Below are 21254 nucleotides of genomic sequence, written 5' to 3' on the forward strand. Positions count from 1 at the left end.
CAGGAATCCGCTTCAGATAGGCGCCATCCGCTGCCTCCCCTGCGTTATCCAATTGCCGGAACGTCCAGGGGCTTCACGACATGACCCTTCACCAGCCGATTGTGCTGCAAGCGGGCCTGCGCGGCGACTATGCCAGCGCCAATGACGGCTTCGTTGTGACGCAGAACCACGCTGCCATTCCCGAAGCCGACCACGCGACCTGGCGGACGCTGTACGCACGCCAGTCCGCATTGCTGCCGCGCCACGCCGCGCGCGCCTATCGCGAAAGCCTGGCGCGGCTCGACGTCGCCGGCGGCATCTCCGATTTCAACGCGATCTCCGACACGCTGCGCGCCCGCACCGGCTGGTCGCTGATCGGCGTGCCGGGCCTGATCCCGGACGGCGCCTTCTTCGACCACCTCGCCGCGCGCCGCTTCCCCGTGACGGTCTGGATCCGCCGGCCGGAGGAGCTGGACTATGTGGTGGAACCCGACGTGTTCCACGACTTCTTCGGCCATGTGCCGCTGCTCGGCGAGCCGGTCTTCGCCGGCTTCCTGGAACAGTATGGCCGGCTCGGCGCCCATGCCGCGCGCATCGGCGCGCTGAAGCCGCTCGCGCGGCTCTACTGGCACATGGTGGAGTTCGGGCTGATCCGCGAACAGGGCGCGATCCGCGCCTATGGCGCCGGCATCCTCTCCTCCGCGAAGGAGACGGTGCACGCCACCGAAAGCGCCGTGCCGCGGCGCCTCCGCTTCGATCCGGCGCGGGTGCTGCGCAGCGAATACGAGATCGACCGGCTGCAGCCGACCTATTTCGTGATCGAGGACTACGCCGCGCTCTTCGCCTGCGCCGCGCGGCTGCCGGACCTGCTTGCTGCCGCGCGCGACGCCACGCCGATCTCGCCCGGCGCCGCCGACCCCACCGACATCAACGCCTGAGGAGACGCACCATGGACATCCCGCCCGACCGCACCGACGTCGCCGGCCAGATCAGCGACATCAACCCGATGGGGACCGACGGCTTCGAATTCGTCGAGTTCACCGGGCCCGACATCCCCTATCTGGAAAGCGTCCTCGCCAGCCTCGGCTTCGCCGCCGTCGCGCAGCACCGCTCCAAGCGCGTGACGCTGTGGCGGCAGGGCGACATCAACTTCATCATCAACGCCGAGCCCGAGAGCTTCGCGCAATCCTTCCAGCGCGTGCACGGCCCTTCGGCCTGCGCCATGGCATTCCGCGTGGCGGACGCCGCGCAGGCCTACAGCCGCGCCATCGCGCTCGGCGCGAAGCCGGTGACGGGCAGGGTCGGACCGATGGAGCTGAACATCCCCGCGATCGAGGGAATCGGCGGATCGCTGCTGTATTTCGTGGATCGATACGGCGCGAATGGCAGCATCTACGACGTGGATTTCCGCTGGACCGGTCTGCGCGACCCGAAGCCCGCAGGCAACGGGCTGACCGTGATCGATCACCTGACCCACAACGTGCATCGCGGCCGGATGGATGTGTGGTGGCAGTTCTACGAGAAGCTCTTCAACTTCCGCGAGATCCGCTACTTCGACATAGAGGGCAAGCTGACGGGCCTGAAATCCCGCGCGCTGACCTCGCCCTGCGGCCAGATCCGCATCCCCATCAACGAGAGCAGCGACGACAAGTCGCAGATCGAGGAATACCTGCGCGCCTATGGCGGCGAGGGCATCCAGCACGTCGCGCTCGGCACCACCGACATCTTCGCGAGTGTCGAGGCGATGCGCAGCGGCGGCGTGCAGTTCATGGACACGCCGGACACCTATTACGAGCTGCTGACGCAGCGCATGCCGGACCTCGGCGCCGAGGAAATCGCCCGCCTGGCGAAGAACCGCATCCTCACCGATGGCGCGCCGACGCCGGAAGGCGGGCGGCTGCTGCAGATCTTCACCGGCACGGTGATCGGCCCGATCTTCTTCGAGCTGATCCAGCGCAAGGGCGACCAGGGCTTCGGCGAAGGCAATTTCCGCGCGCTGTTCGAGAGCATCGAGCTCGACCAGATCCGCCGCGGCGTGCTGAAGCCCGCGGCGGCGTAGGCCTGTGCTCCCTCCCCCGCGATCCGGGGGAGGGAGCGCGCGTCACGCCTTGTGGATCGGGTCCACCCAGAGAACGCCCTCCGGCTTCTCCACCGGCTCGATGTCGAGGTTGACCACCACCGCCTCGTTGTCGCTGCGCACCAGCACGCATTCCAGCGTCTCGTCGCTGCTGGCGTTGATCTCCTGGTGCGGGACATAGGGCGGCACGTAGATAAAGTCGCCGGGGCCGGCTTCCGCGACGAATTCCAGCTTCTCCCCCCAACGCATCCGCGCGCGTCCCCGCACCACGTAGATCACGCTCTCCAGCGCGCCATGATGATGCGCGCCGGTCTTGGCATCGGGGTGGATGTGCACGGTGCCGGCCCAGATCTTCTGCGCGCCGACCCGCGCCGCGTTGATCGCCGCGGCGCGGTTCATCCCCGGTGTCTGCGCGGTGTTGGTATCCAGGCTGCCCGCCGGGATCACACGGACGCCGCTGTGCTTCCAGCCATCCTGGGGAATGCTCGTGTGGTCGTGTCCGTCATGCGGCATGGTCGTGCTCCTTCGGCGCGGAGAAAAGGCGCCAGGGCGCGAGCGCGCAATGCACATGCGCAGCACAAGATTCCCGTTGTCCCGGCTACGGCGGGCGGAGGCGAAGCATCTCCTCCGCGGCGCGACGAGGGCAGGATACGCTCCGCCCGCGCCGCGCCACGGCCGCCGGTCGGGGCGACGCGGCCGGCGCCTCAGCGCGGCGGCGTGTTCGGGTTCTGGCCGGTGAGGTCGCGGTAGAGCTGGTTCACCGCCGCGCCTTCCTGCGACATCGGCGGGCCGGAGGGCGCCATGGGCGCCACCGGCGCGTTCGGGCTGGTGCCCGTCAGGTCGCGGAACAGCTGGTTGACCGTGGCGCCTTCCTGCTGGCGCTGCTGCGCGGTCGGCGCGACGCCCGCAGCCGCTTCCCGTTCGCGCACGGACGCGGCGTTCGGCTCGCGTTCCGCGGGCGGGGTAGGCAGGGTCTGCGCCACGGCGGGTGCGGCGAGCAGGATCAGGCAGGCGAGAAGGCGCGATCGCATCGGGGTCTCTCCGGGGCCGATGCTGGACCATGCGGCGGCGCCGCGCCAGAGCATCAGAGCGGCCGCGGCGCCCAGTCGTCGATAAGCGCCTGCTCCCGTTGACGGGCCTTCTTCCGCGCGGCTGCCCGGCGCTGCGCCGCCACCTCCTGCACGGCGCGTTCCGCGGTGCGCGCCTCGGCGAGGCCGGTCCGCGCCAGTTCCAGCGCCGCCTCGGCGCGCTGCGTCGCAGACACCGCGGCGTCGCGCTCGGCGCGGGCGCGCGGCAGGAAGGCGGCGTAGTCGGCAGGCGCGGCCGCGCCCTCGGCGAGCAGCGCCTGCGCCGCAGCGGCCGCACGCGCCGCCGCGGCGTCGGCTTCCGCCCGGCGCGCGCCCATCTCCCGTTGCGCTGCCGCCACCTGCGTCAGGCGCAGCCGCGCCAGCATCGCCAGCGGGTCACGCGCCATCCGCCAGCACCTCTGCCAGGCGGGCGAAGCTATCCGGCAGGTCCGGGCGCGGCTCGTCCTTGCGCTGTGCGAGCAGCGCCTCGATCCGCGGCGCCAGGCGCAGCGCCTCGTCCACCGCCGCATCGGTACCCGGGCGATAGGCGCCGAGGCGCACCATGTCCGCCATCTCGGCGGCCAGCGCCAGCACGGCGCGGGCGCGGCGCATCAGCGCCGCCTCCTCCGCCGAGAGGCAGCCGGGGACCGTGCGGGAGAGGCTGCGCAGCACGTCGACCGCGGGGTAGCGGCCGCGCTCCGCGATGGCGCGGTCCAGCACGACATGGCCATCCAGGATGCCGCGCACCGCGTCCGCGACGGGCTCGTCATGGTCGTCGCCCTCCACCAGCACGGTCGCCAGCAGCGTGATGGAGCCGCTGCCCTCCTCGCCCGGCCCGGCGCGTTCCAGCAGGCGCGGGAGTTCCGCGAAGACGCTGGGCGGATAGCCGCGCGTCGCCGGCGGCTCGCCGGCGGCGAGCCCGATCTCGCGGCAGGCCAGCGCGAAGCGGGTGACGGAATCCAGCAGCAGCAGCACGCGCTGTCCCCGGTCGCGGAAATGCTCGGCGACGGTCATCGCGGCCAGCGCCGCTTCCCGCCGCAGCGGCGCCGCGGAATCGGAGGTGGCGCAGACCACGACGCTGCGCGCCAGGCGCTCCGGGCCGAGATCGTCTTCGAGGAACTCCCGCAATTCGCGCCCGCGCTCGCCGACCAGGCCGAGGACCACCACGTCGAAGCCGGGCGCGCCGGCCAGCATCGCCAGCAGCGTGGACTTGCCGATGCCGGAGGCGGCGAAGAGACCCAGCCGCTGCCCCTCCCGCATGGTGCAGAACAGGTCGAGCGCGCGCACGCCAAGCGCGATCCGCGCGCCGAGACGCCCGCGGCGCCCGGGGGCGGGCGGCGGCGCCACGACCATCCGCGGCGCGCCGCCGCGCCGCAGCTTGCCGCCGCCATCGAGTGGCGCGCCCAACGGATCCACCACGCGACCGAGCCAATGCTCGGTGACGTCGAGCCTGGCAGGGCCGAGCAGCCGCACGTCCTGCCCGGCGCGGGCGCGGAAGGCGGTTCCGAGCGTGGTCGCGCGCTGCGCCTCGGGCGTGACGGAGACGATCTCGGCGAGCAGCGGCGAATCGCCTGGAACGGCTGCGATCCGGTCACCCGCGAGGGGGGCCGGGCGGAATCCGACGATCTCAAGCCCGAGCGGCCCGGAGGCACGAAGCTGACCGCGCGATTCAGACGGCTCAACCTGCGCGAGCATTGCCCTGGCAAGCGACGCCTTTGCGGCAATTGGTGGGATTACCAGTTTACGATTCATTGTCGCTTTTTTTCATCATTTTTACCTTGCGATTAGCTTTTTTCTTAAAAATATGGCTTCCCTTTCAACCTGGAAGTGGTAACACTGCACGCGTGGGATGTGGGAGTACCCTCAATGCGTGTCCTTTTGGTTGAAGACGATACGATTGTCGCCCGTGGCGTGTCGCTCGCGCTGAAGGCTGCGTCCATGATTGTGGACACTGCCGACACAGGTGAAGAATCCCTGGAACTCGCGCGATTGTATGATTACGACATCATCATTCTGGACCTCATGCTGCCCGACATGGAAGGCTATGAGGTGGTCCGGCGCCTGCGCGCCTCGCGGATCGAGACGCCGGTCCTGATCCTGTCCGGGCTCACCCGGCCGCAGGCCAAGGTGCGCGGCTTCGGCATGGGCGCCGACGACTACATCACCAAGCCCTTCGACCAGCAGGAGCTGGTGGCGCGCATCCAGGCGATCGTCCGCCGCGCCAAGGGCTTCAGCCAGCCGACTCTGACGGTCGGCCCGCTGACGCTGAACCTCGGCTCGCGCGAGGTGATGGTGGAGGGGCACAACGTCCACCTGACGGGCAAGGAATACGCGGTGCTGGAGCTGCTCACCCTGCGCAAGGGCGTGGTCCTCACCAAGGAGGCCTTCCTGAACCACCTCTACGGCGGCATGGACGAGCCGGAGGTGAAGATCATCGACGTCTTCATCTGCAAGCTGCGCAAGAAGCTCGCCCAGGCCGGCGCGCCGGACCTGATCGGCACCGTCTGGGGCCGCGGCTATGTGCTGCGCGACCCCGCCGCCCACGGGCGCATCAGCCTGCCGCCCGCGGAACGCCCGGCCATCGCCGCCGCCTGATCCTGCCTGGCCCCGCCGCGCCGCACTGGCGGCGCGCGGGACCGGTCAGTACAGGCGCGTGCGGTAGCTCTCGGGAATGCCGGCATCCACCACGGCTGCGTCCGACGCGCCCGCGCTGTGCTCGGCGATCAGCGCACCGAGCGTCGGCACGCCTGGCGCGCGACTGCGACCCTCCCACAGGCGGGAGCGGATCGCGGCCTTGCCGCATTGCATGAACAGGCTCTCCACCGCGATCACCAGCAGCGTCGCGGGCTCCTTGCCCTGCGCGGCATGGGCAGCGCGCAGCGCGGGGTCGGTGGTGATGCGCGCCCGGCCGTGCACACGCAGCGTCTCGGTCATCCCCGGCACCAGCAGCAGCAGCGAGACGCGCGGGTCGCGCAGGATGTCGCGCAGCGCGTCCAGCCGGTTGTTGCCGCGGCGATCCGGCAGGATCAGCGTGTGGTCATCCGCCACCACGACGAAGCCGGGCGCGTCGCCGCGCGGCGTGACGTGCAGCCCCTCGGTGCCGATCGTGGCCAGCAGGCAATAGGGGCTGGCGGCGATGAAGGCGCGTGTCGCCGGGCCGATGCGCGTGCCGACCTTGCTGCGGACCTGCAGGCTGGGTGCGTCATACAACGCCTCCAGCGCATCCGGCGTGGTTACGGCGAAGGGATCCTCGACAGGCGCGTCCATGCGGCGACGATGGCAGGCGCCAGCTTGCCTGTCACGCCGGGCCTGTCACGCGGGGCCTGTCACGCGGGGCTACGCGGCAGCACGTTGCGCCGCGACGGCATAGACCCCGCGTTCGGATGGCAGCGGCGCAAGCCGGCTGGTCAGGCCCACGACCGTCTCCGCCGCGCCGAGATACAGCACGCCCTGCCCCGCCAGCATGCGCGCCATCATCTCCAGCACGCGCGTCTTGGTGGGCGTGTCGAAGTAGATCAGCACGTTGCGGCAGAAGATCACGTCGAAGCGGCCGAGCCCGCCGCAATCGGCGAGCAGGTTGCGCTCCTCGAAGCGCACCAGGGCGCGCAGCTCCGGCTTCACGCGCCAGCGTGCGCCGTCCTGCTGGAAATAGGTCATCAGCGCGCGGATCGGCAGGCCGCGCTGCACCTCGAACTGCGAGAAGACGCCCTCGCGCGCGCGCGCCACGATCTCGCCGGAGATGTCGGTGCCGAGAATCTCGACGCTGCGCGCCGCGCCGGCGCCGAAGGCCTCCGCCGCCAGCATCGCGATGGAATAGGCCTCCTGCCCGGTCGAGCAGGCGGCGGACCAGATGCGCAGGCGCTCTCCCGGCGGCTTCGCCGCGGCCAGGCGCGGCAGCAGGCCGCGCAGATGCTCGAAGGGCCGCGAATCCCGGAAGAAGCTGGATTCGTGCGTGGTGAGCGCCTCCGTCACCGCGCGCTCCAGCGCCTCCCCCGGCGCGGCGCGCAGCTTCTCGCCGAGCACCCGCAGATTGGCGAAGCCGAAGCGCTGCAGCACGGGCCCGAGCCGCGTTTCCAGCAGATAGGATTTGTCGTCAGTCAGCACGATGCCGGCGCGCCGCCGCACCAGGGCGGCGACTTCGGCGAAGCCCGGTTCCGTCACGCGCGTCCCTCCCCGCAGGCGGCAAGCAGGCGCGCCGCGATCTCCTCCGGCGGCGCCACGACCGCCGCCAGCCCCGCGCGCGTCACCGCGCCGGGCATGCCCCACACCACCGAACTCGCCTCGTCCTGCGCCAGCACGCCGCCGCCCGCCGCGCGCAGCGCGCGGCAGCCCGCCAGCCCGTCCTGGCCCATGCCCGTCAGGATCGCCGCGATCACCTTGCCGCCGCAGCAAGCGACCAGGCTGCGCAGCAGCGGGTCCACCGCGGGGCGGCAGAAATTCTCGGCCGGCGCATCCGAAAGCTGCGCCACCAGCCCGTTCGGACCGGGCTTCGCGATCAGGTGCCGGTCGCCCGGCGCCAGGTAGAGCCGGCCGGGCAGCAGCGCCTCACCATCCCGCGCCTCGGCGCAGGGCAGGCGACCGAGCCGGTCGAGATGGTCGGCCAGCAGCGTCGTGAAGCCTGCGGGCATGTGCTGCACGGCCAGCACAGGGACGGGCGGCGGCCGCGTCACCGCGCCGACCAGCGTGGCGAGGGCCTGCGGACCGCCGGTGGAACTGCCGAGCGCGATCGCCTGCGGCTTCGGCAGCGCGGCGGCCGCCGGCGTCACCGGCCGCATCGCGCGCGGCGCCTCGCGCCGGCGCATCCGCGCCCAGCCCGTGACCTTCGCGCGCAGCTCCTCGCCGAAGGCGGGATCGTTCATCCCGCCCTGCGCGGCGGCCGGCTTCGGGACGTAGTCCACCGCGCCCGCGCGCAACGCCTGCATCGTCGCCGCGGCGCCGCGCTGGGTCAGCGCGCTCGCCACGATCACCGCGCTGCCGGGCGCGGCGCGCAGGATGAGCGGCAGCGCGGTCAGCCCGTCCATCACCGGCATCTCGAGGTCGAGCAGGATCACCTGCGGCCGGTCCGCTGCCGGCAGCGCCGCGAGCATCTCCACGGCCTGCCTGCCGTTCGCCGCCTGCGCCGTCACGCGGATCGCCGGATCGCGCGCCAGCATGCGCGAGAGCGCGCCGCGCGCCACCGCGCTGTCGTCGCAGAGCATGACGCGCACGATCCCGGACGCGGCCGGGGCCGGGGCCGGGGCCGGGGCCGGCGGCGTGCGCAGGGCCAAGCTCGCCGTCACGCCGCGTCCTGCAGCAGGCCGAGCTGCGCGAGCTTGCCGCCCAGGATCTCCGCGTCGTAGGGCTTCATCACGTATTCCTGCGCGCCGGCTTCCAGCGCCTGCATGATGCGCTCCGGCGTGTTCTCGGTGGTGCAGAGCATCACCACCGGGCGCTCCGGCCCATGCTCGGCGCGTGCCGCGCGCAGGAAGCCGATGCCGTCCAGCACCGGCATGTTCCAGTCCAGCAGCACCAGGTCCGGCATCGCCTCCCGGCAGGCTTCCAGCGCCTTCTCGCCATCCTCCGCTTCCCGCACGCCGAAGCCGAGGCCTTCCAGCACGCGCCGCGCGGCCTTGCGCATCACGCGGCTGTCATCCACCACCAGCACCTCGTGGCCGGCTTCCTTCACGATCGCGGTCATCGCCCGCCTCCGATTTCCAGCAGCCGCTCGACATCGAGCAGGATCAGCAACTGCCCGTCGCGCCGGTGCACGCCGCGCGAGACCTCGCGCCAGGCGGGGTCGAGCGTCGGCGGGTTGGGCTGGCGGTCGGAGGCGAGCAGCGGCACCACCTCCCCCACCGCATCGGCCAGCATGGAATAGAGCTCGCCGCCCTGCTCCACGACGATGCTCATCGGCTTCGTCTCCGCGTCGCGGGGCGGCAGGCCGAGACGGCGGCGCAGGTCCACCGCGGTGACGATGCGCCCGCGCAGGTTCATCGCGCCCTCGATCTCCGGCGGCGCCAGCGGGATGCGCGTGATGCCCTGCGCGCCGAGCACGTCGCGCACCACCAGCACCGGCACGCCGCAGGGTTGGCCGCCGACGGTCAGCGTGAGCACGAGTTCCCCGGCATCGATCGCGTGCTGCATCGTCTGGGTCCGCATCGCCTGCCCTCCTCAGCCGGCCGCGACCGGCAGCGCAAGGCAGCCGGCAAGCGACGCCGCCAGCGCGTCGCGGTCGTATTTCGGCACGAAATCGGTGAAGCCGGCGTCCCGCGCGCGGGCCAGCGCCGGCGCATCGGCGCGGCCGGAGAGCGCGATCAGCGGCAGCTCCGCCCAGGCGCCGCCTTCGCGCAGCGCGCGCGCCAGGCCGAAGCCGTCCATGCCGGGCATCTCGATGTCGGAAACGATGGCGTCGAACTCGGCGCCGCGCTCGCGCAGCGCAAGGGCTTCCGCAGCCTGGCTGACGGCGACCACCTCATAGCCCTGCGCGGCCAGGCTCGGCACGACCAGTTCGCGGAAGAAGGCGCTGTCCTCCACCACCAGCAGGCGCTTGGCGACGACGGGCTCGTTCGGGCGGAACCAATCGCCGCCGGCCTGGCGCAGCCACCAGGCGGTGTCGATGACGTCCGTCACCTTGCCCGCGATGACGGCGGAGCCGAGGAAGCCGGCGCGGTCCGTGCCGCCCTTGATCTCCAGCTGCTCCTCGACGACGTCGAGGATGGCATCGACCATGATGCCGAGGCTGCGCTCCCCCTCGCTGAACACCAGCACGGTCTGCCGGGCGCGCGCCTCGGCTTCCGGCGAGAGGCCGGCGCCGCCCATCGGGATCAGCGGCATGAGCTGGCCGCGATACTGCACCACCGCCGCGCCGCCCGAGAATTCGATGCGGTCCACCGGCAGGTCGTCCAGCCGCGCGACGAGGCCGAGCGGCACAGCCTTCGGCGTCGCGTCGCCGGCGCGGAACAGCAGCAGCGCCGTCCGGCCGGCCGAGCGCATGCCCGCGGCGACGCCTTCCGCCGCGCGCGCATTCGCGCCCTCTGCGGCGACGCCCGTGGCGCGCGCGATCCCGTTCGGATCGAGGATCATGATGACGCTGCCGTCGCCGAGGATCGTGTTGCCGCTGAACACGCCGATATGGCGCAGGATCGGCGGCACGGGCTTGACCACGATCTCCTCGGTGTCATGCACGCGGTCCACGATGATGCCGAAGGTCGCGGGCCCGACCTGGGTGACGACGACGAAGCCGATATCGGCCGAAGGCGCTTCCTCCTCCAGGCCCAGCACGCGAGCCAGGCTGACCAGCGGCAGCAGCCGGTCGCGCAGGCGCAGCACCGGCGCGTTCTTGATCCGCTCCACCTGCGCGCCCGTGGCGCCGCCGACACGCACCAGTTCCAGCACGCCGATCTGCGGAATGGCGAAGCGCTCGCCCGCGACCTCCACCACCAGCGCGGAGACGATGGCCAGCGTCAGCGGGATCTTGATGATGAAGGTCGTGCCGCGCCCGGCGGAGGAGGCGACGTCGATCGTGCCGCCGATGCGTTCCACATTGGTCTTCACCACGTCCATCCCGACGCCGCGGCCGGAGACGGCGGTGACGGCGGCCGCGGTGGAGAAGCCGGCACGGAAGATGAAGCGGTGGATCTCGGCTTCCGCCATGCCCGCGAGTTCCGCTTCCGTCGCCAGCCCCTGGGCGAGCGCCTTCTCCCGGATGCGGGCGGTGTTCAGGCCTTTCCCGTCATCGGCGATCTCGATGATGATGTGCCCACCCTCGTGATAGGCATTCAGCATCACGCGGCCGGTCTCGGGCTTGCCCGCGGCGCGGCGGTCGGCGGTAGATTCCAGCCCGTGATCCGCGCTGTTGCGCACCATGTGCGTCAGCGGGTCCTTGATCAGTTCCAGCACCTGGCGGTCCAGCTCGGTGTCGGCGCCGCGCATCTCCAGCTCGATCTTCTTGCCGAGTTCGCGCGCGAGGTCGCGCACCAGGCGCGGCAGCTTGGACCAGGCATTGCCGATGGGCTGCATGCGCGTCTTCATCACCCCGTCCTGCAGGTCCGAGGTGATGTGCGAGAGGCGCTGCAGTGGCACGCTGAACGCCTGGTCGCCGCGTGCGCGCGCCACCTGCAGAAGCTGGTTGCGCGTCAGCACGAGTTCGCTGACCAGCATCATCAGGTCCTCCAGAACGTCCACCGAGACGCGGATGCTCTGCGGGGGCGCGGCGGCGCCCGCGGGGAGGTCCGGCGCGTTCGCCTCCACCTGCGGCGCCTCGGCGGATGGCGCATCGGGCGCGGGCGGGTCGGTCTCCGGCGCCTCCGCCAAGTCGGCCGGCGCGGGCGCGGGCGCGGGCGCGGCGGCGAAGCGGCCCTCCGCGGCGTCGTCCAGCGTCACGATCAGCGCGGCGTCGTCGCCGGCGGGCTCGGCGCCCTTCTCCTCCAGACCCGCCACGATCAGCTTGATGCGATCCAGCGCCTGCAGGATCAGCGTGATGCCGTCCGGCGTGACTTTCAGCGCACCGTCGCGGTAGCGGCCGAGCACGTTCTCGGCGGCATGCGCCACCGCTTCCAGCCGGGGCAGGCCGAGGAAGCCGCAGGTTCCCTTGATGGTATGGATGACGCGGAAGATCTCCGACAGGGTCGGCTTGTCCTCCGGCGCCTTCTCCAGCCGAACCAGCGCCACGTCGAGCGCGGCGAGGCCTTCATGGGTCTCGGCAAGGAAGTCCGCGATGAGGTCGTCCATCGGCATCCCGTCGGCAGCGGCGATGCAGGACTTTGCCTCGGAGCCACTGAAGAACAGGTGAATGCGACGAGGGCGGCGGCCGCGCTGGCGCCGCGCCGGCAAATGGTGCACATCATCCGCCGGTCAACTTCGGCGTGCATATCATATCATGATGGGCTCCCTGACTGTCCTGTTCGGCCTTGGCGTGCTGGGCGCGCTCGGCGGGCTGCTCTACCTGAACTTCCGCCAGCACCGCGACCTGCATTGGCTCTACCGGGAGCGCGTGCGCGAGGGCACGATCGCCGAGGCGATGTTCCAGGTGCGGGAACAGCAGGAGGCGGCCGCCTATCTCCATACGGTGCTGCAACTGCCGCCCGGCAGCCTGCCGCCCATGGCAGGCTGGGCGGCGGCGCCCGACTTCCTGCTGATGCTGGCCGAAACCGTGCTGGAGCGGCGGCCCAAGGTGGTGGTCGAGTTCGGCTCCGGGCTGAGCACGCTGGTGATTCGCCGCTGCCTGGCGATGAACGGCGAAGGCACGCTGCATTCCTACGAGCATGACGCCGACTTCGCCGCCGTGACGCGCCAGCGAGCCCGGCGCCTGGGCCTGCCGGAGGACATCACGGTCGTGCCGCTCGCGCCCGTGTCGGGCTATCCGGGCCAGTGGTATGCCACGCTGGGCCTGCCGACGGCGATCGACCTGATGGTGGTGGACGGCCCGCCCAGGACCGTCCATCCGGAAACGCGCTGCGGCGCCGGCAGCCTGTTCCCCCACCTCGCGCCGGGCGCGACGGTGTTCCTCGATGACGGCAAGCGGCAGGGCGAGCGGGCGGTGTTGCGCCGCTGGACGCAGGACAACCCGGACATGACCTTCACCCTGTTCGGCAACCTGAAGGGCGTGGTCATCGGGCGGAAGCCCGCCAAGACCTGACCGGCGCGCGGCACGGCACGCCGTGCCGCTTCAGTGGCCTCCGCCAAGATAGGCGTCGCGGATCTCCGGCCGGGCCAGCAGTTCCGCGCCCGTGCCACTCATGGTGATGCGGCCGGTCACCAGCACATAGCCCCGATGCGCCAGGCGCAGCGCCTGGTTGGCGTTCTGCTCCACCAGCAGCACGGTCAGACCTTCCGCCTCGTTCAACGCGCGGATCGCCGAGAATATCTGCCGCACGATCAGCGGAGCGAGGCCAAGCGAGGGCTCGTCCAGCAGCAGCAGGCGCGGCTTCGACATCAGCGCGCGGCCGATCGCGAGCATCTGCTGCTCCCCGCCCGACAGCGTGCCGCCGCGCTGCGCCTCGCGCTCCTTGAGGCGGGGGAACAGGGCGAAGACCTTCTCCAGTTCCGGCGCGGGATCATGGCCTTGCGCCTGCGCGCCCATCAGCAGGTTCTCGAGCACGCTCATGCGCGGGAAGACGCGGCGGCCCTCGGGCGACTGCGCGACGCCCATGCGCATGATCTCATGCGTCGGCTTGGCGGTGATGTCGGTGCCGTCCAGCACCACGCTGCCGCCGCGCGGGCGCGGATCGCCGCAGATGCTCATCAGCAGCGTGGACTTGCCCGCGCCGTTGGCGCCGATCAGCGTGACGATCTCGCCGCGCTCGACATGCAGGGAGACGCCCTTCAGCGCCTCCACCGCGCCATAGGCGGCAACGAGGTTGGTCACCTCCAGCATCGTGCCCGTCATGCTTCTTCGTCCTCGCCGAGATAGGCGGCGATGACGTGGCGGTCGTTGCGCACCACGATGGGCGGTCCCTCCGCGATCTTCTTGCCGTGGTCCAGCACCACGACATGGTCGGAGATGCCCATGACGATGCCCATGTCGTGCTCGATCAGCAGGACGGAGGTGGGGGCGGCGCCCTCAGCCGCGGCGCCGTCGCGGATGGCGCGCAGCAGCGTCGCGAGTTCCTCGGATTCGCGCGGATTGAGCCCGGCCGCAGGCTCGTCGAGGCAGAGCAGCGCGGGCGCGGTGCACATGGCGCGCGCGATCTCCAGCCGCCGTTGCGCGCCATAGGGCAGCGCGCCGGCGGGATCGTCCGCGCGCTCGATCAGGCCCGTTGCGCGCAGCCAGGCGGTGGCGCGGCCCACAGCCGCCGCCTCCGCCGCGCGATAGCCGCCGAGGCCGAGCAGCGCGCCGATGCCGAAGCCGGTCGCGGCGTTCAGCACGACATGCTGCGCGATCAGCAGGTTCTCGAGCGCGGTCATGCCGGGGAACAGGCGGATGTTCTGGAAGGTGCGGGCGACGCCGGCGCGGGCGATGTTGTGGTCCTTCAACCGCTGCAGTTCGGCGACGCCGCCGCGGTCCCGATGCAGGCGCAGCGCGCCGGCGGTCGGGCGATAGAAGCCGGTGATGCAGTTGAACACCGTGGTCTTGCCCGCGCCGTTCGGCCCGATCAGCGCGGTGATGTCGCCGCGCCGCGCGGTGAAGCTGACGGCGTCCACGGCGAGCAGCCCGCCGAAGCGCATGGTCAGCGCGTCCACCTCCAGGATGGGGCCGGCCGATGCGGTGCCGGGCATGGCAAGCTGCGCGCTCATCCCTTGCCCTCGCTGACATGCGCGGCCGAGACGGCGCGGCGTTCGCCGAGCGCGATGGAGGGCGTGCGGCTGCCGACCAGGCCGCGCGGCCGCAGCACCATGATCACCACCATCGCCGCGCCGAACACCAGCATCCGCCATTCCTCGAGGTCGCGGAACAGCTCGAACCCGCCGATCATCACGATGGCGGCGACGGCGACGCCGATCTGGCTGCCCATGCCGCCGAGCACGACGATCGCCAGGATGATGGCGCTCTCGATGAAGGTGAAGGATTCCGGGCTGATGAAGCCCTGCCGCGTAGCGAAGAAGGCGCCGGCGAAGCCGCCGAACATCGCACCCAGCGCGAAGGCCGTCAGCTTGGTGGCGGTGACGTTGATGCCGAGCGCGCGGCAGGCGATCTCGTCCTCCCGCAGGGCTTCCCAGGCCCGGCCGATGGGCTGGCGGCGGATGCGGATGGTCACCCAGTTGGTCAGCAGCGCCAGCACCAGGATCAGGTAGTAGAGGAAGATCACGCGGTGGATCGGGCTCGGCTCAAGCCCGAAGAAGCCGGCGAAGGTGTCGGGCTCGCCGGACATGCTGAAGGGCAGGCCGAAGAAGGTGGGGCGCGGGATGCCCGTCATGCCGTTCGGGCCGTTGGTCAGCTCGGTCCAGTTCAGCAGGACGATGCGGATGATCTCGCCGAAGGCGAGCGTCACGATCGCCAGGTAGTCGCCGCGCAGCCGCAGCACCGGGAAGCCGAGCAGGATGCCCCAGAAGGCCGCGAGGATGCCGGCGAGCGGCAGGCAGATCCAGAAGGAGAAGCCGAAATTCTCCGCCAGCAGCGCGTAGGAATAGGCGCCGACCGCGTAAAAGGCGACGTAGCCGAGGTCGAGCAGGCCGGCGAGGCCCACCACGATGTTCAGCCCCCAGCCGAGCATCACGTAGGTCAGCACGAGGATGCCGAGGTCGAGCTCGTAGCGGCCGATGCCGGGGACGAAGGGCAGCACCAGCGCGAAGGCGAGCAAGGCCGGCGCGAAGAACGTGCCGAGCTTCGCCGTCAGCGCCGCGCGGCCCGGCGACTGCCCCAGGCTGTGCGGGCGCAGCCCCCAGAGCGAGACCAGCAGCCGCCCCGCGAAGACCAGCGCGCAGAGCAGCGCGACATCCGCCCAGCGCTGGCGCAGGAACAACTCGCCGCCCGGCGCGACATCCGTGCGCAGCCCGACCATCACCACGAACAGGCCGAAGGCGACGAGCGTGGCGAGCGCCGCGTCGCGGATCGCGCCACCCAGCCTTGCGATCATACCTTCTCCACCTCCTGCCGGCCGAGCAGTCCGGTGGGCAGGAAGATCAGGGTCAGCGCCAGGATCGAGAAGGCCGCGACGTCCTTGTACTGCACGCTGAAATAGGCCGACCAGAAGGTCTCGATCAGGCCGATCAGCAGCCCGCCCAGCACCGCGCCGGGCAGCGATCCGATGCCGCCGAGCACGGCGGCGGTGAAGGCTTTCACCCCGGCGAGGAAGCCGATGTAGAAGTCGATGACGCCGTAACGCAGCAGGTAGAGCGTGCCTGCGACGGCGGCGAGCGAGGCGCCGATCACGAAGGTCAGGCTGATCGTGCGGTCGGTGTCGATACCGAGCAGGCTGGCCATGCGTCGGTCCTGCTCGCAGGCGCGCATCGCGCGGCCCAAGGGCGTCTTCGTCACCAGCCAGGTGAAGATCGCCAGCACCGCGAGCGTGGTCATGATGATCAGGATCTGGATGTTGGAGAGCTGCACGACGAAGTTGCCCTCGCGCATGATCTCGAAGCCGCCGGTCACCTGCGGCTCCAGCGGCTTGACGCGTGCGCCCTGGGCGATCTGCACGTAGTTCTGCAGCACGATGGACATGCCGATGGCGCTGATCAGCGGCGCCAGGCGGAAGCTGCCGCGGAGCGGCCGGTAGGCCACACGCTCCACGGTCCAGCCATAGAGCGCGGTGAAGGCCATGCAGATCGCAAGCACCAGCAGCAGCGCGCCCGGCCCTTCCATGAAGCCGCCGGAGATCACCATGACGATGGAGATCAGCGCGATGAAGGCGCCGATCATGAAGATGTCGCCATGGGCGAAGTTGATCATGCCGATGATGCCGTAGACCATCGTGTAGCCGACGGCGATCAGCCCGTAGATCATGCCGAGGCTGACGCCGTTGATCAGCTGCTGCAGCGCATAGGCCAAGGTCGCGAGTCTCCCCGTTTCCGGCCAGTCAGAGACATTCCGGCAAGCGCGGTCAATGGGGAACTGCGCGCGTGGCGCTGTTGCGGGGGAATGGTGCCCAGGGGCGGAATCGAACCACCGACACTGCGATTTTCAGTCGCATGCTCTACCAACTGAGCTACCTGGGCCCATCGCTGACGGGCGCATGACGCGCCCGCCCGGCAGAGGCCGCGGGAGATAGCGGAAGGGCCCGGGCCTGTCCACCCATGCCGCGCAAGCCCGGGCGCCGGCGGCCAGGCAGCCCGCCAGCACCGTGCTTCAGCCGGTATCCTCCGGGTCCTCCGCCTCCTCCTCAATGGCCGGAATCGCATAGGCGCCGGTCAGCCAGCGGCCGAGATCCACGCGCTGGCAGCGTTCGGAGCAGAAGCGCTGGCCCGGCTGGGTCAGGGGCCTGCCGCAGACCGGGCACGTCTTCCGCGGCTTGGGAGGCGTGGTCATCGCAGCTCCTCCCGGCCCGGCGCGAGGCCGGGCTCGGACACCAGGCGCAGCCCCGGCAGCGATGCCAGCGCATCCGGCAGCGCCTCCAACGCCGTGACCACCGCGGGCGCTGCATGCAGCGCGGGCATGCGGCCGGGCACCGCCGCCATCTCCCGCGCCGCGCGGCGCAGCGCGATCAGACCGTGCGACAGCGGCGACAGAGGCCAGCCCAGCACCTCCTGCAGCGGCGGGTGCACGCGCTGCCGCTGGATCTCGAACAGGCCCAGCCGGGTCAGCCCGAGCAGCCTGGGCCGCAGCGGATCGGCGGCGAGCGCCGCGGCGAGCGGGTCGGCCAGCGCCTCGCGCCGCTTCACGGTAAGGCCGGCTACGTCCAGCAGGATCGCGCCCGCCAGGTTGCGCAGGCGAATCTGCCGGGCGGCCTCGGCCACCGCGACCCGGTTGAGGCGCATCACCGCCTCGCCGTCGCCCGCCACCTGGCCGCCGGCATCCACGTCCAGCGCGGTCAGGGCCGGGGTGGGGTGGATGGTCAGGCGGCCGCCACCGGGAAGCGGCACCTCCGGCCCGGCGAGCAGGTCGAACTCGGCCTCCAGCGCGTCGTCGAAGGCGCCGGTGCGGTCCAGGCGGACTCGCTCGCCAAGCAGCGGGCGGAGGCGGGCGAATTCCGCGGCGTCGTCGGTGACCACCGCGGCGTCGCGCGCCATGCGGGCGAAGCGCAGCACGGCATCGGGGCCGCGGCGGACCAGCGCCACCCCCTGGCCTGCCGCCGCGGCGATCTCATCCGGGGCGAGGCGCGCGGTCAGCCGCGGTCCCTTCCCGCCTTGCGGCGCGCGGGAGACGCGGACGGGGAGAATGGCGCCCTCGTGGAGCGCCTTGCGATCGGGCGCCTCGCTTTCGGGCAGGAAGGCGGTGCTGCCATCCGCCATCGCCAGGAAGGCGCCGCTCATGGCGCGGGATACGGCGGTGACGCGGGCGCGGTGCAGGTCGCCCACGCCATCGGGGCGCGCCGGCCGCTCCACCGCGGCAAGGTCGAGCGCGTCGCCGCGCAGCAGCGCCACGCGCCGCTCGCCGGGCGAGCAGGAGACGCGGATCAGGGCTTCAGCCACCCCGCGCCCCGCAGCAGTTGCGCCGTCTCGAACAGCGGCAGGCCGACCACGTTGGAATGGCTGCCGGAGAGGAAGCGCGTCCAGGCCTCGGCGCGTTTCTGGATCTGGTAGCCGCCGGCGACGCCCTGCCACTCATCGCTGTCCAGATGCTGCGCGATCTGCTGCGGCGTCAGGCGCTGGAAGGCGAGGATGGTGGTCACCAGCCGCTCGGACCGCTTGCCGTCCGGGCGGATCAGGCAGACGCCCGTCATGACGCGGTGCCGGCGGCCGGAGAGCAGGTCGAGGAAGCTGCGTGCTTCCGCGGCGTCGGCGGGCTTGCCCAGGATGCGACGCCCAACGCCGACCACGGTGTCGGCGGCCAGCACCAGCGCATCGGGCGCGGCCGCATGCGCCGCCTCAGCCTTCTCGCGCGCCAGGCGCGCGGCGAGCAGGCGCGGCAATTCCGCCTTGCGCGGCGTCTCGTCGATATCCACGGGCAGCACGCGATCCGGCACGACGCCGATGCGCGCCAGCAATTCGCGCCGACGCGGACTGGCCGAGGCGAGGACGAGCGGCGGGCGCTCAGGCGGGGAATGGACTGCCACGTTGCTCGATCCTGGGCGGCCCGCGCAGCGGGCCGAGGCCGCGAATGCGGCCCGCGCACAAACCAACCGTCCCGCCGGGCTGAACAGTGGCCTGCGCGAAAGCCAAGCCGGCGGCCCCGGCGCCGGCGTTTGAGGCGCTATTTAAATCTAAACGTGATGCGGCCCTTGGTCAGGTCGTAGGGCGTCATCTCCACGTTGACGCGGTCGCCCGCGAGCACGCGGATGCGGTTCTTGCGCATCTTCCCGCTGGTATGCGCCAGAACCATGTGGTCGTTGTCGAGCTTCACGCGGAACATCGCATTGGGCAGCAGCTCCACCACCTGGCCGCTGAACTCGATCATGTCTTCCTTCGACATGAGGCTCCTTTTCGTTGCCGCGTCCTGTTGGTTCGCGCCTGGGCACCGAGGACCGGGCAGGGGCGTCCGAAGCGGGCGCAATATTCGGATTCGGGGCGGAAGATGAGCGTCAAGCCCCCCCGGGTCAAGGATTGCCGGCCAGCCGCACCGCCACGCTGAGCCCGTGCGCGTCCAGCCCCTCGGCCTCCGCCAGCGTCACCGCGGCCGGGCCGATGGCGGCGAGGCCCTGCGCCGACGCCTCCACCCAGGTGGTGCGCTTGAGGAAATCGAACACCGACAGGCCGGAGGCGAAGCGCGCGGTGCGCCCGGTGGGCAGCACATGGTTGGGGCCGGCGACATAGTCGCCGATCGCCTCCGGGCACCAGCGGCCCAGGAAGGCCGCGCCGGCATGGCGGATCCTGCCGAACAGCGCGCGGGGATCGGCGACCATGATCTGCAGGTGCTCGGGCGCCAGGCGGTTGGTCAGCTCGGCCGCTTCCGCCCAGTCGCGCACCACCACCAGGGCACCATGCCGCGCCCAGGAGGCGCCGGCGATCATCGCGCGCGGCAGGGTGCGCAGGGCGCGCTCGACGGCGGCGGCGACCGCGTCGGCGAAGCCGGCATCGTCGGTGATCAGGATGGATTGCGCCGCCTCGTCATGCTCGGCCTGGGCCAGCAGATCGAGCGCGACGTGATGCGGGTCGTTCGACCCGTCCGCGATGACCACCACCTCCGACGGGCCGGCGATGGAATCGATGCCGACGCGGCCGAAGACCTGGCGCTTCGCCTCCGCGACATAGGCGTTGCCCGGCCCGACGATGCGATCCACCGGCGCGATGCCGTCGGTGCCCCAGGCCAGCGCCGCAACCGCCTGCGCGCCGCCCACCCGGAACACCTCGGTCACGCCGGCCAGCCGTGCGGCGGCCAGCACCAGCGGGTTGAGCACGCCATCCGGCGTCGGCACGCACATCGCGATCCGCCCGACGCCCGCCACGCGCGCCGGCAGCGCGTTCATCAGCACGGAGGAGGGATAGGCCGCCTTGCCGCCCGGGACGTAAAGCCCCACCGCATCCAGCGCGCCCCAGCGCATGCCCGTGATAAGGCCGGGCTCGGTCAGTTCCACGTCGCGCGGCATCTGCGCCCGATGGAATTTTTCGACCCGTTCGGCGGCGAGTTGCAGCGCATCGCGCCGCTGGGCGGGGATGGCGGCGACGGCGGCATCGATCTCCGCGGCCGACACGCGCAGCGCCGCAGCGGAAGCCGGCGTCCAACGGTCGAAGCGCGCGGTCAGCTCCAGCAGCGCCGCGTCGCCCCGCGCGCGGACCTCGGCAATGATGCCGGCCACGGCGGCATCCACCGTCGCCGTCGTCTCCCGCGCCTCGTCCAGCAGGGCGCGGAACGCCGCCTCGAAGCCGGCGTCTTTCGTATCCAGTCTCTTCATCGCGCGTCCCCGCGCGTGGACATCATCACCTTGCGTCGCGCTCCGCCAGCGCCGCCCGGAAGCGGCTGATCCAGCCCGAGATCGCCTCCGGCCGCGTCTTCAGCGCGGTGCGGTTGACGATCAGGCGGGAGGTGACGTTGGCGATCACCTCCGTCTCCACCAGCCCGTTCGCCTTCAGGGTCGAGCCGGTCTGCACCAGGTCCACGATCACCCGCGCGAGGCCGAGCGAAGGCGCCAGCTCCATCGCCCCGTTCAGGTGGACGATGTCCGCCTGGATGCCGCGCTGCGCGAAATGCCGGCGCGCGATCGCCGGATATTTCGTCGCGACGCTGAGGCGGGAAGCCGCGCCGAGGTCCTGTCCCGCGAGTTCCACCGGCGCCGCCACGCTGACCCGGCACCGCCCGATGCCGAGGTCGAGCGGCGCATAGATCTGGTCGTCGTCGAACTCCATCAGCACGTCTGCGCCGCAGACGCCGATCTGCGCCGCGCCATGCGCCACGAAGGTCGCGACGTCGAAGGACCGCACCCGCACCACGTCGAGGCCGGGATGGTTGGTCTCGAAGCGCAGGCGGCGGCTGCCCTCATCCTCGAGGTCGGCGGCCGGCTGGATGCCGGCGCGCGCCAGCACCGGGGCGAGTTCCGACAGGATCCGCCCCTTCGGCAGCGCCAGGATCAGCGTGCCGCCGACCTCGGCCGGGGTGGAGGGATCGGCGGGAAAGGTGGCGTGCGTCAGGGTTTCCATGGTCGATCCTGGCACTACGCCCGGCCGCGAGACGATCACGGCCC

At 71.5% G+C, this 21254-nt stretch carries 24 protein-coding genes and 1 tRNA gene; 4 read left to right on the forward strand and 21 right to left on the reverse strand.

All coding sequences use genetic code 11. From position 1 onward, the window contains the following. Nucleotides 1-80 precede the first annotated feature (80 nt). Nucleotides 81-917, forward strand: coding sequence for a phenylalanine 4-monooxygenase (gene phhA, locus E4T13_RS20265; RefSeq protein ID WP_137180167.1), 837 nt, complete (start codon nt 81-83; stop codon nt 915-917). Nucleotides 918-928: 11 nt separating this feature from the next. After that, nucleotides 929-2038, forward strand: a complete 1110-nt coding sequence (gene hppD, locus E4T13_RS20270) for a 4-hydroxyphenylpyruvate dioxygenase (protein ID WP_137180168.1) — start codon at nt 929-931, stop codon at nt 2036-2038. A 42-nt stretch (nt 2039-2080) separates the two neighbouring features. Here hppD and E4T13_RS20275 read toward each other — a convergent pair whose 3' ends face one another. From E4T13_RS20275 to E4T13_RS20290, 4 genes are all read right to left on the reverse strand, one after another. Continuing rightward, nucleotides 2081-2569 carry a cupin domain-containing protein gene (locus E4T13_RS20275; RefSeq protein WP_137180169.1) on the reverse strand — a complete coding sequence of 163 codons (489 nt, stop codon included), beginning with the start codon at nt 2567-2569 and terminating at the stop codon, nt 2081-2083. Between the two features lie 191 nt (nt 2570-2760). Beyond that, nucleotides 2761-3087 (reverse strand): hypothetical protein, encoded by a 327-nt coding sequence (locus E4T13_RS20280; RefSeq protein WP_137180170.1) that lies wholly within the window; start codon nt 3085-3087, stop codon nt 2761-2763. A gap of 53 nt (nt 3088-3140) precedes the next feature. After that, the gene (locus E4T13_RS20285) at nt 3141-3530 is read right to left on the reverse strand and encodes a flagellar FliJ family protein (protein WP_137180171.1); all 390 of its coding nucleotides are present in this window, start codon (nt 3528-3530) and stop codon (nt 3141-3143) included. After that, complete coding sequence (locus E4T13_RS20290; RefSeq protein WP_137180172.1) at nt 3520-4818, reverse strand: FliI/YscN family ATPase; 1299 nt, start codon at nt 4816-4818, stop codon at nt 3520-3522. The genes E4T13_RS20285 and E4T13_RS20290 overlap by 11 nt, the downstream gene beginning before the upstream one ends. Nucleotides 4819-4989: 171 nt before the next feature. On the opposite strand from E4T13_RS20290, the gene ctrA reads away from it, so the two are divergent. After that, on the forward strand, nt 4990-5718 hold the full coding sequence (ctrA, locus tag E4T13_RS20295) for a response regulator transcription factor CtrA (protein WP_137180173.1): 729 nt from the start codon (nt 4990-4992) through the stop codon (nt 5716-5718). A gap of 45 nt (nt 5719-5763) precedes the next feature. Here ctrA and E4T13_RS20300 read toward each other — a convergent pair whose 3' ends face one another. The 6 genes from E4T13_RS20300 to E4T13_RS20325 form a co-directional block, all read right to left on the reverse strand. Next, complete coding sequence (locus tag E4T13_RS20300) at nt 5764-6390, reverse strand: MSMEG_1061 family FMN-dependent PPOX-type flavoprotein (RefSeq protein WP_137180174.1); 627 nt, start codon at nt 6388-6390, stop codon at nt 5764-5766. Between the two features lie 69 nt (nt 6391-6459). After that, the gene (locus E4T13_RS20305) at nt 6460-7284 is read right to left on the reverse strand and encodes a CheR family methyltransferase (protein ID WP_137180175.1); all 825 of its coding nucleotides are present in this window, start codon (nt 7282-7284) and stop codon (nt 6460-6462) included. After that, nucleotides 7281-8321, reverse strand: coding sequence for a chemotaxis response regulator protein-glutamate methylesterase (locus E4T13_RS20310; protein WP_137180176.1), 1041 nt, complete (start codon nt 8319-8321; stop codon nt 7281-7283). The genes E4T13_RS20305 and E4T13_RS20310 overlap by 4 nt, the downstream gene beginning before the upstream one ends. A gap of 77 nt (nt 8322-8398) precedes the next feature. Then, entirely contained in the window at nt 8399-8800 is a 402-nt protein-coding gene (locus tag E4T13_RS20315) for a response regulator (protein WP_137180177.1), read from the reverse strand. After that, nucleotides 8797-9261 carry a chemotaxis protein CheW gene (locus E4T13_RS20320; RefSeq protein WP_137180178.1) on the reverse strand — a complete coding sequence of 155 codons (465 nt, stop codon included), beginning with the start codon at nt 9259-9261 and terminating at the stop codon, nt 8797-8799. Before E4T13_RS20320 ends, E4T13_RS20315 begins: the two co-directional genes overlap by 4 nt. Before the next feature lie 12 nt (nt 9262-9273). Then, nucleotides 9274-11832, reverse strand: coding sequence for a chemotaxis protein CheW (locus E4T13_RS20325; protein ID WP_137180179.1), 2559 nt, complete (start codon nt 11830-11832; stop codon nt 9274-9276). A gap of 148 nt (nt 11833-11980) precedes the next feature. On the opposite strand from E4T13_RS20325, the gene E4T13_RS20330 reads away from it, so the two are divergent. Beyond that, nucleotides 11981-12739 carry a class I SAM-dependent methyltransferase gene (locus E4T13_RS20330; RefSeq protein WP_170985110.1) on the forward strand — a complete coding sequence of 253 codons (759 nt, stop codon included), beginning with the start codon at nt 11981-11983 and terminating at the stop codon, nt 12737-12739. A 30-nt stretch (nt 12740-12769) separates the two neighbouring features. Here the strand turns inward: E4T13_RS20330 and E4T13_RS20335 are convergent, their stop codons facing one another. From E4T13_RS20335 to hisG, 11 genes are all read right to left on the reverse strand, one after another. Then, a complete protein-coding gene (locus tag E4T13_RS20335; protein ID WP_206030287.1) occupies nt 12770-13477 on the reverse strand; it encodes an ABC transporter ATP-binding protein in 708 nt (235 codons plus the stop codon). 8 nt (nt 13478-13485) lie between these two features. Further along, nucleotides 13486-14337: an ABC transporter ATP-binding protein gene (locus E4T13_RS20340; RefSeq protein ID WP_137180182.1), complete on the reverse strand. Its 852-nt coding sequence runs from the start codon at nt 14335-14337 to the stop codon at nt 13486-13488. After that, the gene (livM, locus tag E4T13_RS20345; protein WP_137180183.1) at nt 14334-15617 is read right to left on the reverse strand and encodes a high-affinity branched-chain amino acid ABC transporter permease LivM; all 1284 of its coding nucleotides are present in this window, start codon (nt 15615-15617) and stop codon (nt 14334-14336) included. Before livM ends, E4T13_RS20340 begins: the two co-directional genes overlap by 4 nt. Next, entirely contained in the window at nt 15614-16528 is a 915-nt protein-coding gene (locus tag E4T13_RS20350) for a branched-chain amino acid ABC transporter permease (protein ID WP_137180184.1), read from the reverse strand. The genes livM and E4T13_RS20350 overlap by 4 nt, the downstream gene beginning before the upstream one ends. Nucleotides 16529-16619: 91 nt before the next feature. Beyond that, nucleotides 16620-16695 (reverse strand) — tRNA-Phe (locus E4T13_RS20355). Between the two features lie 130 nt (nt 16696-16825). After that, the gene (gene yacG, locus E4T13_RS20360; protein WP_137180185.1) at nt 16826-17005 is read right to left on the reverse strand and encodes a DNA gyrase inhibitor YacG; all 180 of its coding nucleotides are present in this window, start codon (nt 17003-17005) and stop codon (nt 16826-16828) included. Further along, nucleotides 17002-18108 (reverse strand): ribonuclease E/G, encoded by a 1107-nt coding sequence (locus E4T13_RS20365; RefSeq protein WP_137180186.1) that lies wholly within the window; start codon nt 18106-18108, stop codon nt 17002-17004. The genes yacG and E4T13_RS20365 overlap by 4 nt, the downstream gene beginning before the upstream one ends. Then, nucleotides 18093-18692 (reverse strand): nucleoside triphosphate pyrophosphatase, encoded by a 600-nt coding sequence (locus E4T13_RS20370; RefSeq protein ID WP_206030260.1) that lies wholly within the window; start codon nt 18690-18692, stop codon nt 18093-18095. The genes E4T13_RS20365 and E4T13_RS20370 overlap by 16 nt, the downstream gene beginning before the upstream one ends. Before the next feature lie 137 nt (nt 18693-18829). After that, the gene (infA, locus tag E4T13_RS20375) at nt 18830-19048 is read right to left on the reverse strand and encodes a translation initiation factor IF-1 (protein WP_026033499.1); all 219 of its coding nucleotides are present in this window, start codon (nt 19046-19048) and stop codon (nt 18830-18832) included. 124 nt (nt 19049-19172) lie between these two features. Continuing rightward, nucleotides 19173-20468, reverse strand: coding sequence for a histidinol dehydrogenase (hisD, locus tag E4T13_RS20380; RefSeq protein WP_137180188.1), 1296 nt, complete (start codon nt 20466-20468; stop codon nt 19173-19175). 25 nt (nt 20469-20493) lie between these two features. Beyond that, complete coding sequence (gene hisG / locus E4T13_RS20385; RefSeq protein ID WP_137180189.1) at nt 20494-21210, reverse strand: ATP phosphoribosyltransferase; 717 nt, start codon at nt 21208-21210, stop codon at nt 20494-20496. Nucleotides 21211-21254 lie beyond the last annotated feature (44 nt).

The organism is Roseomonas sp. AR75, from assembly GCF_005222815.1.
In the GTDB taxonomy this organism is placed as follows: Bacteria; Pseudomonadota; Alphaproteobacteria; order Acetobacterales; family Acetobacteraceae; genus Falsiroseomonas.

Bases quoted from the DNA above. Each gene is read 5' to 3' on its own strand.
- phhA (WP_137180167.1), top strand. From the start codon at position 81: ATGACCCTTCACCAGCCGATTGTGCTGCAAGCGGGCCTGCGCGGCGAC.
- hppD (WP_137180168.1), top strand. From the start codon at position 929: ATGGACATCCCGCCCGACCGCACCGACGTCGCCGGCCAGATCAGCGAC.
- E4T13_RS20275 (WP_137180169.1), bottom strand. From the start codon at position 2,569: ATGCCGCATGACGGACACGACCACACGAGCATTCCCCAGGATGGCTGG.
- E4T13_RS20280 (WP_137180170.1), bottom strand. From the start codon at position 3,087: ATGCGATCGCGCCTTCTCGCCTGCCTGATCCTGCTCGCCGCACCCGCC.
- E4T13_RS20285 (WP_137180171.1), bottom strand. From the start codon at position 3,530: ATGGCGCGTGACCCGCTGGCGATGCTGGCGCGGCTGCGCCTGACGCAG.
- E4T13_RS20290 (WP_137180172.1), bottom strand. From the start codon at position 4,818: ATGCTCGCGCAGGTTGAGCCGTCTGAATCGCGCGGTCAGCTTCGTGCC.
- ctrA (WP_137180173.1), top strand. From the start codon at position 4,990: ATGCGTGTCCTTTTGGTTGAAGACGATACGATTGTCGCCCGTGGCGTG.
- E4T13_RS20300 (WP_137180174.1), bottom strand. From the start codon at position 6,390: ATGGACGCGCCTGTCGAGGATCCCTTCGCCGTAACCACGCCGGATGCG.
- E4T13_RS20310 (WP_137180176.1), bottom strand. From the start codon at position 8,321: ATGCTCTGCGACGACAGCGCGGTGGCGCGCGGCGCGCTCTCGCGCATG.
- E4T13_RS20315 (WP_137180177.1), bottom strand. From the start codon at position 8,800: ATGACCGCGATCGTGAAGGAAGCCGGCCACGAGGTGCTGGTGGTGGAT.
- E4T13_RS20320 (WP_137180178.1), bottom strand. From the start codon at position 9,261: ATGCGGACCCAGACGATGCAGCACGCGATCGATGCCGGGGAACTCGTG.
- E4T13_RS20325 (WP_137180179.1), bottom strand. From the start codon at position 11,832: ATGGACGACCTCATCGCGGACTTCCTTGCCGAGACCCATGAAGGCCTC.
- E4T13_RS20330 (WP_170985110.1), top strand. From the start codon at position 11,981: ATGATGGGCTCCCTGACTGTCCTGTTCGGCCTTGGCGTGCTGGGCGCG.
- E4T13_RS20335 (WP_206030287.1), bottom strand. From the start codon at position 13,477: ATGCTGGAGGTGACCAACCTCGTTGCCGCCTATGGCGCGGTGGAGGCG.
- E4T13_RS20340 (WP_137180182.1), bottom strand. From the start codon at position 14,337: ATGAGCGCGCAGCTTGCCATGCCCGGCACCGCATCGGCCGGCCCCATC.
- livM (WP_137180183.1), bottom strand. From the start codon at position 15,617: ATGATCGCAAGGCTGGGTGGCGCGATCCGCGACGCGGCGCTCGCCACG.
- yacG (WP_137180185.1), bottom strand. From the start codon at position 17,005: ATGACCACGCCTCCCAAGCCGCGGAAGACGTGCCCGGTCTGCGGCAGG.
- infA (WP_026033499.1), bottom strand. From the start codon at position 19,048: ATGTCGAAGGAAGACATGATCGAGTTCAGCGGCCAGGTGGTGGAGCTG.
- hisD (WP_137180188.1), bottom strand. From the start codon at position 20,468: ATGAAGAGACTGGATACGAAAGACGCCGGCTTCGAGGCGGCGTTCCGC.
- hisG (WP_137180189.1), bottom strand. From the start codon at position 21,210: ATGGAAACCCTGACGCACGCCACCTTTCCCGCCGATCCCTCCACCCCG.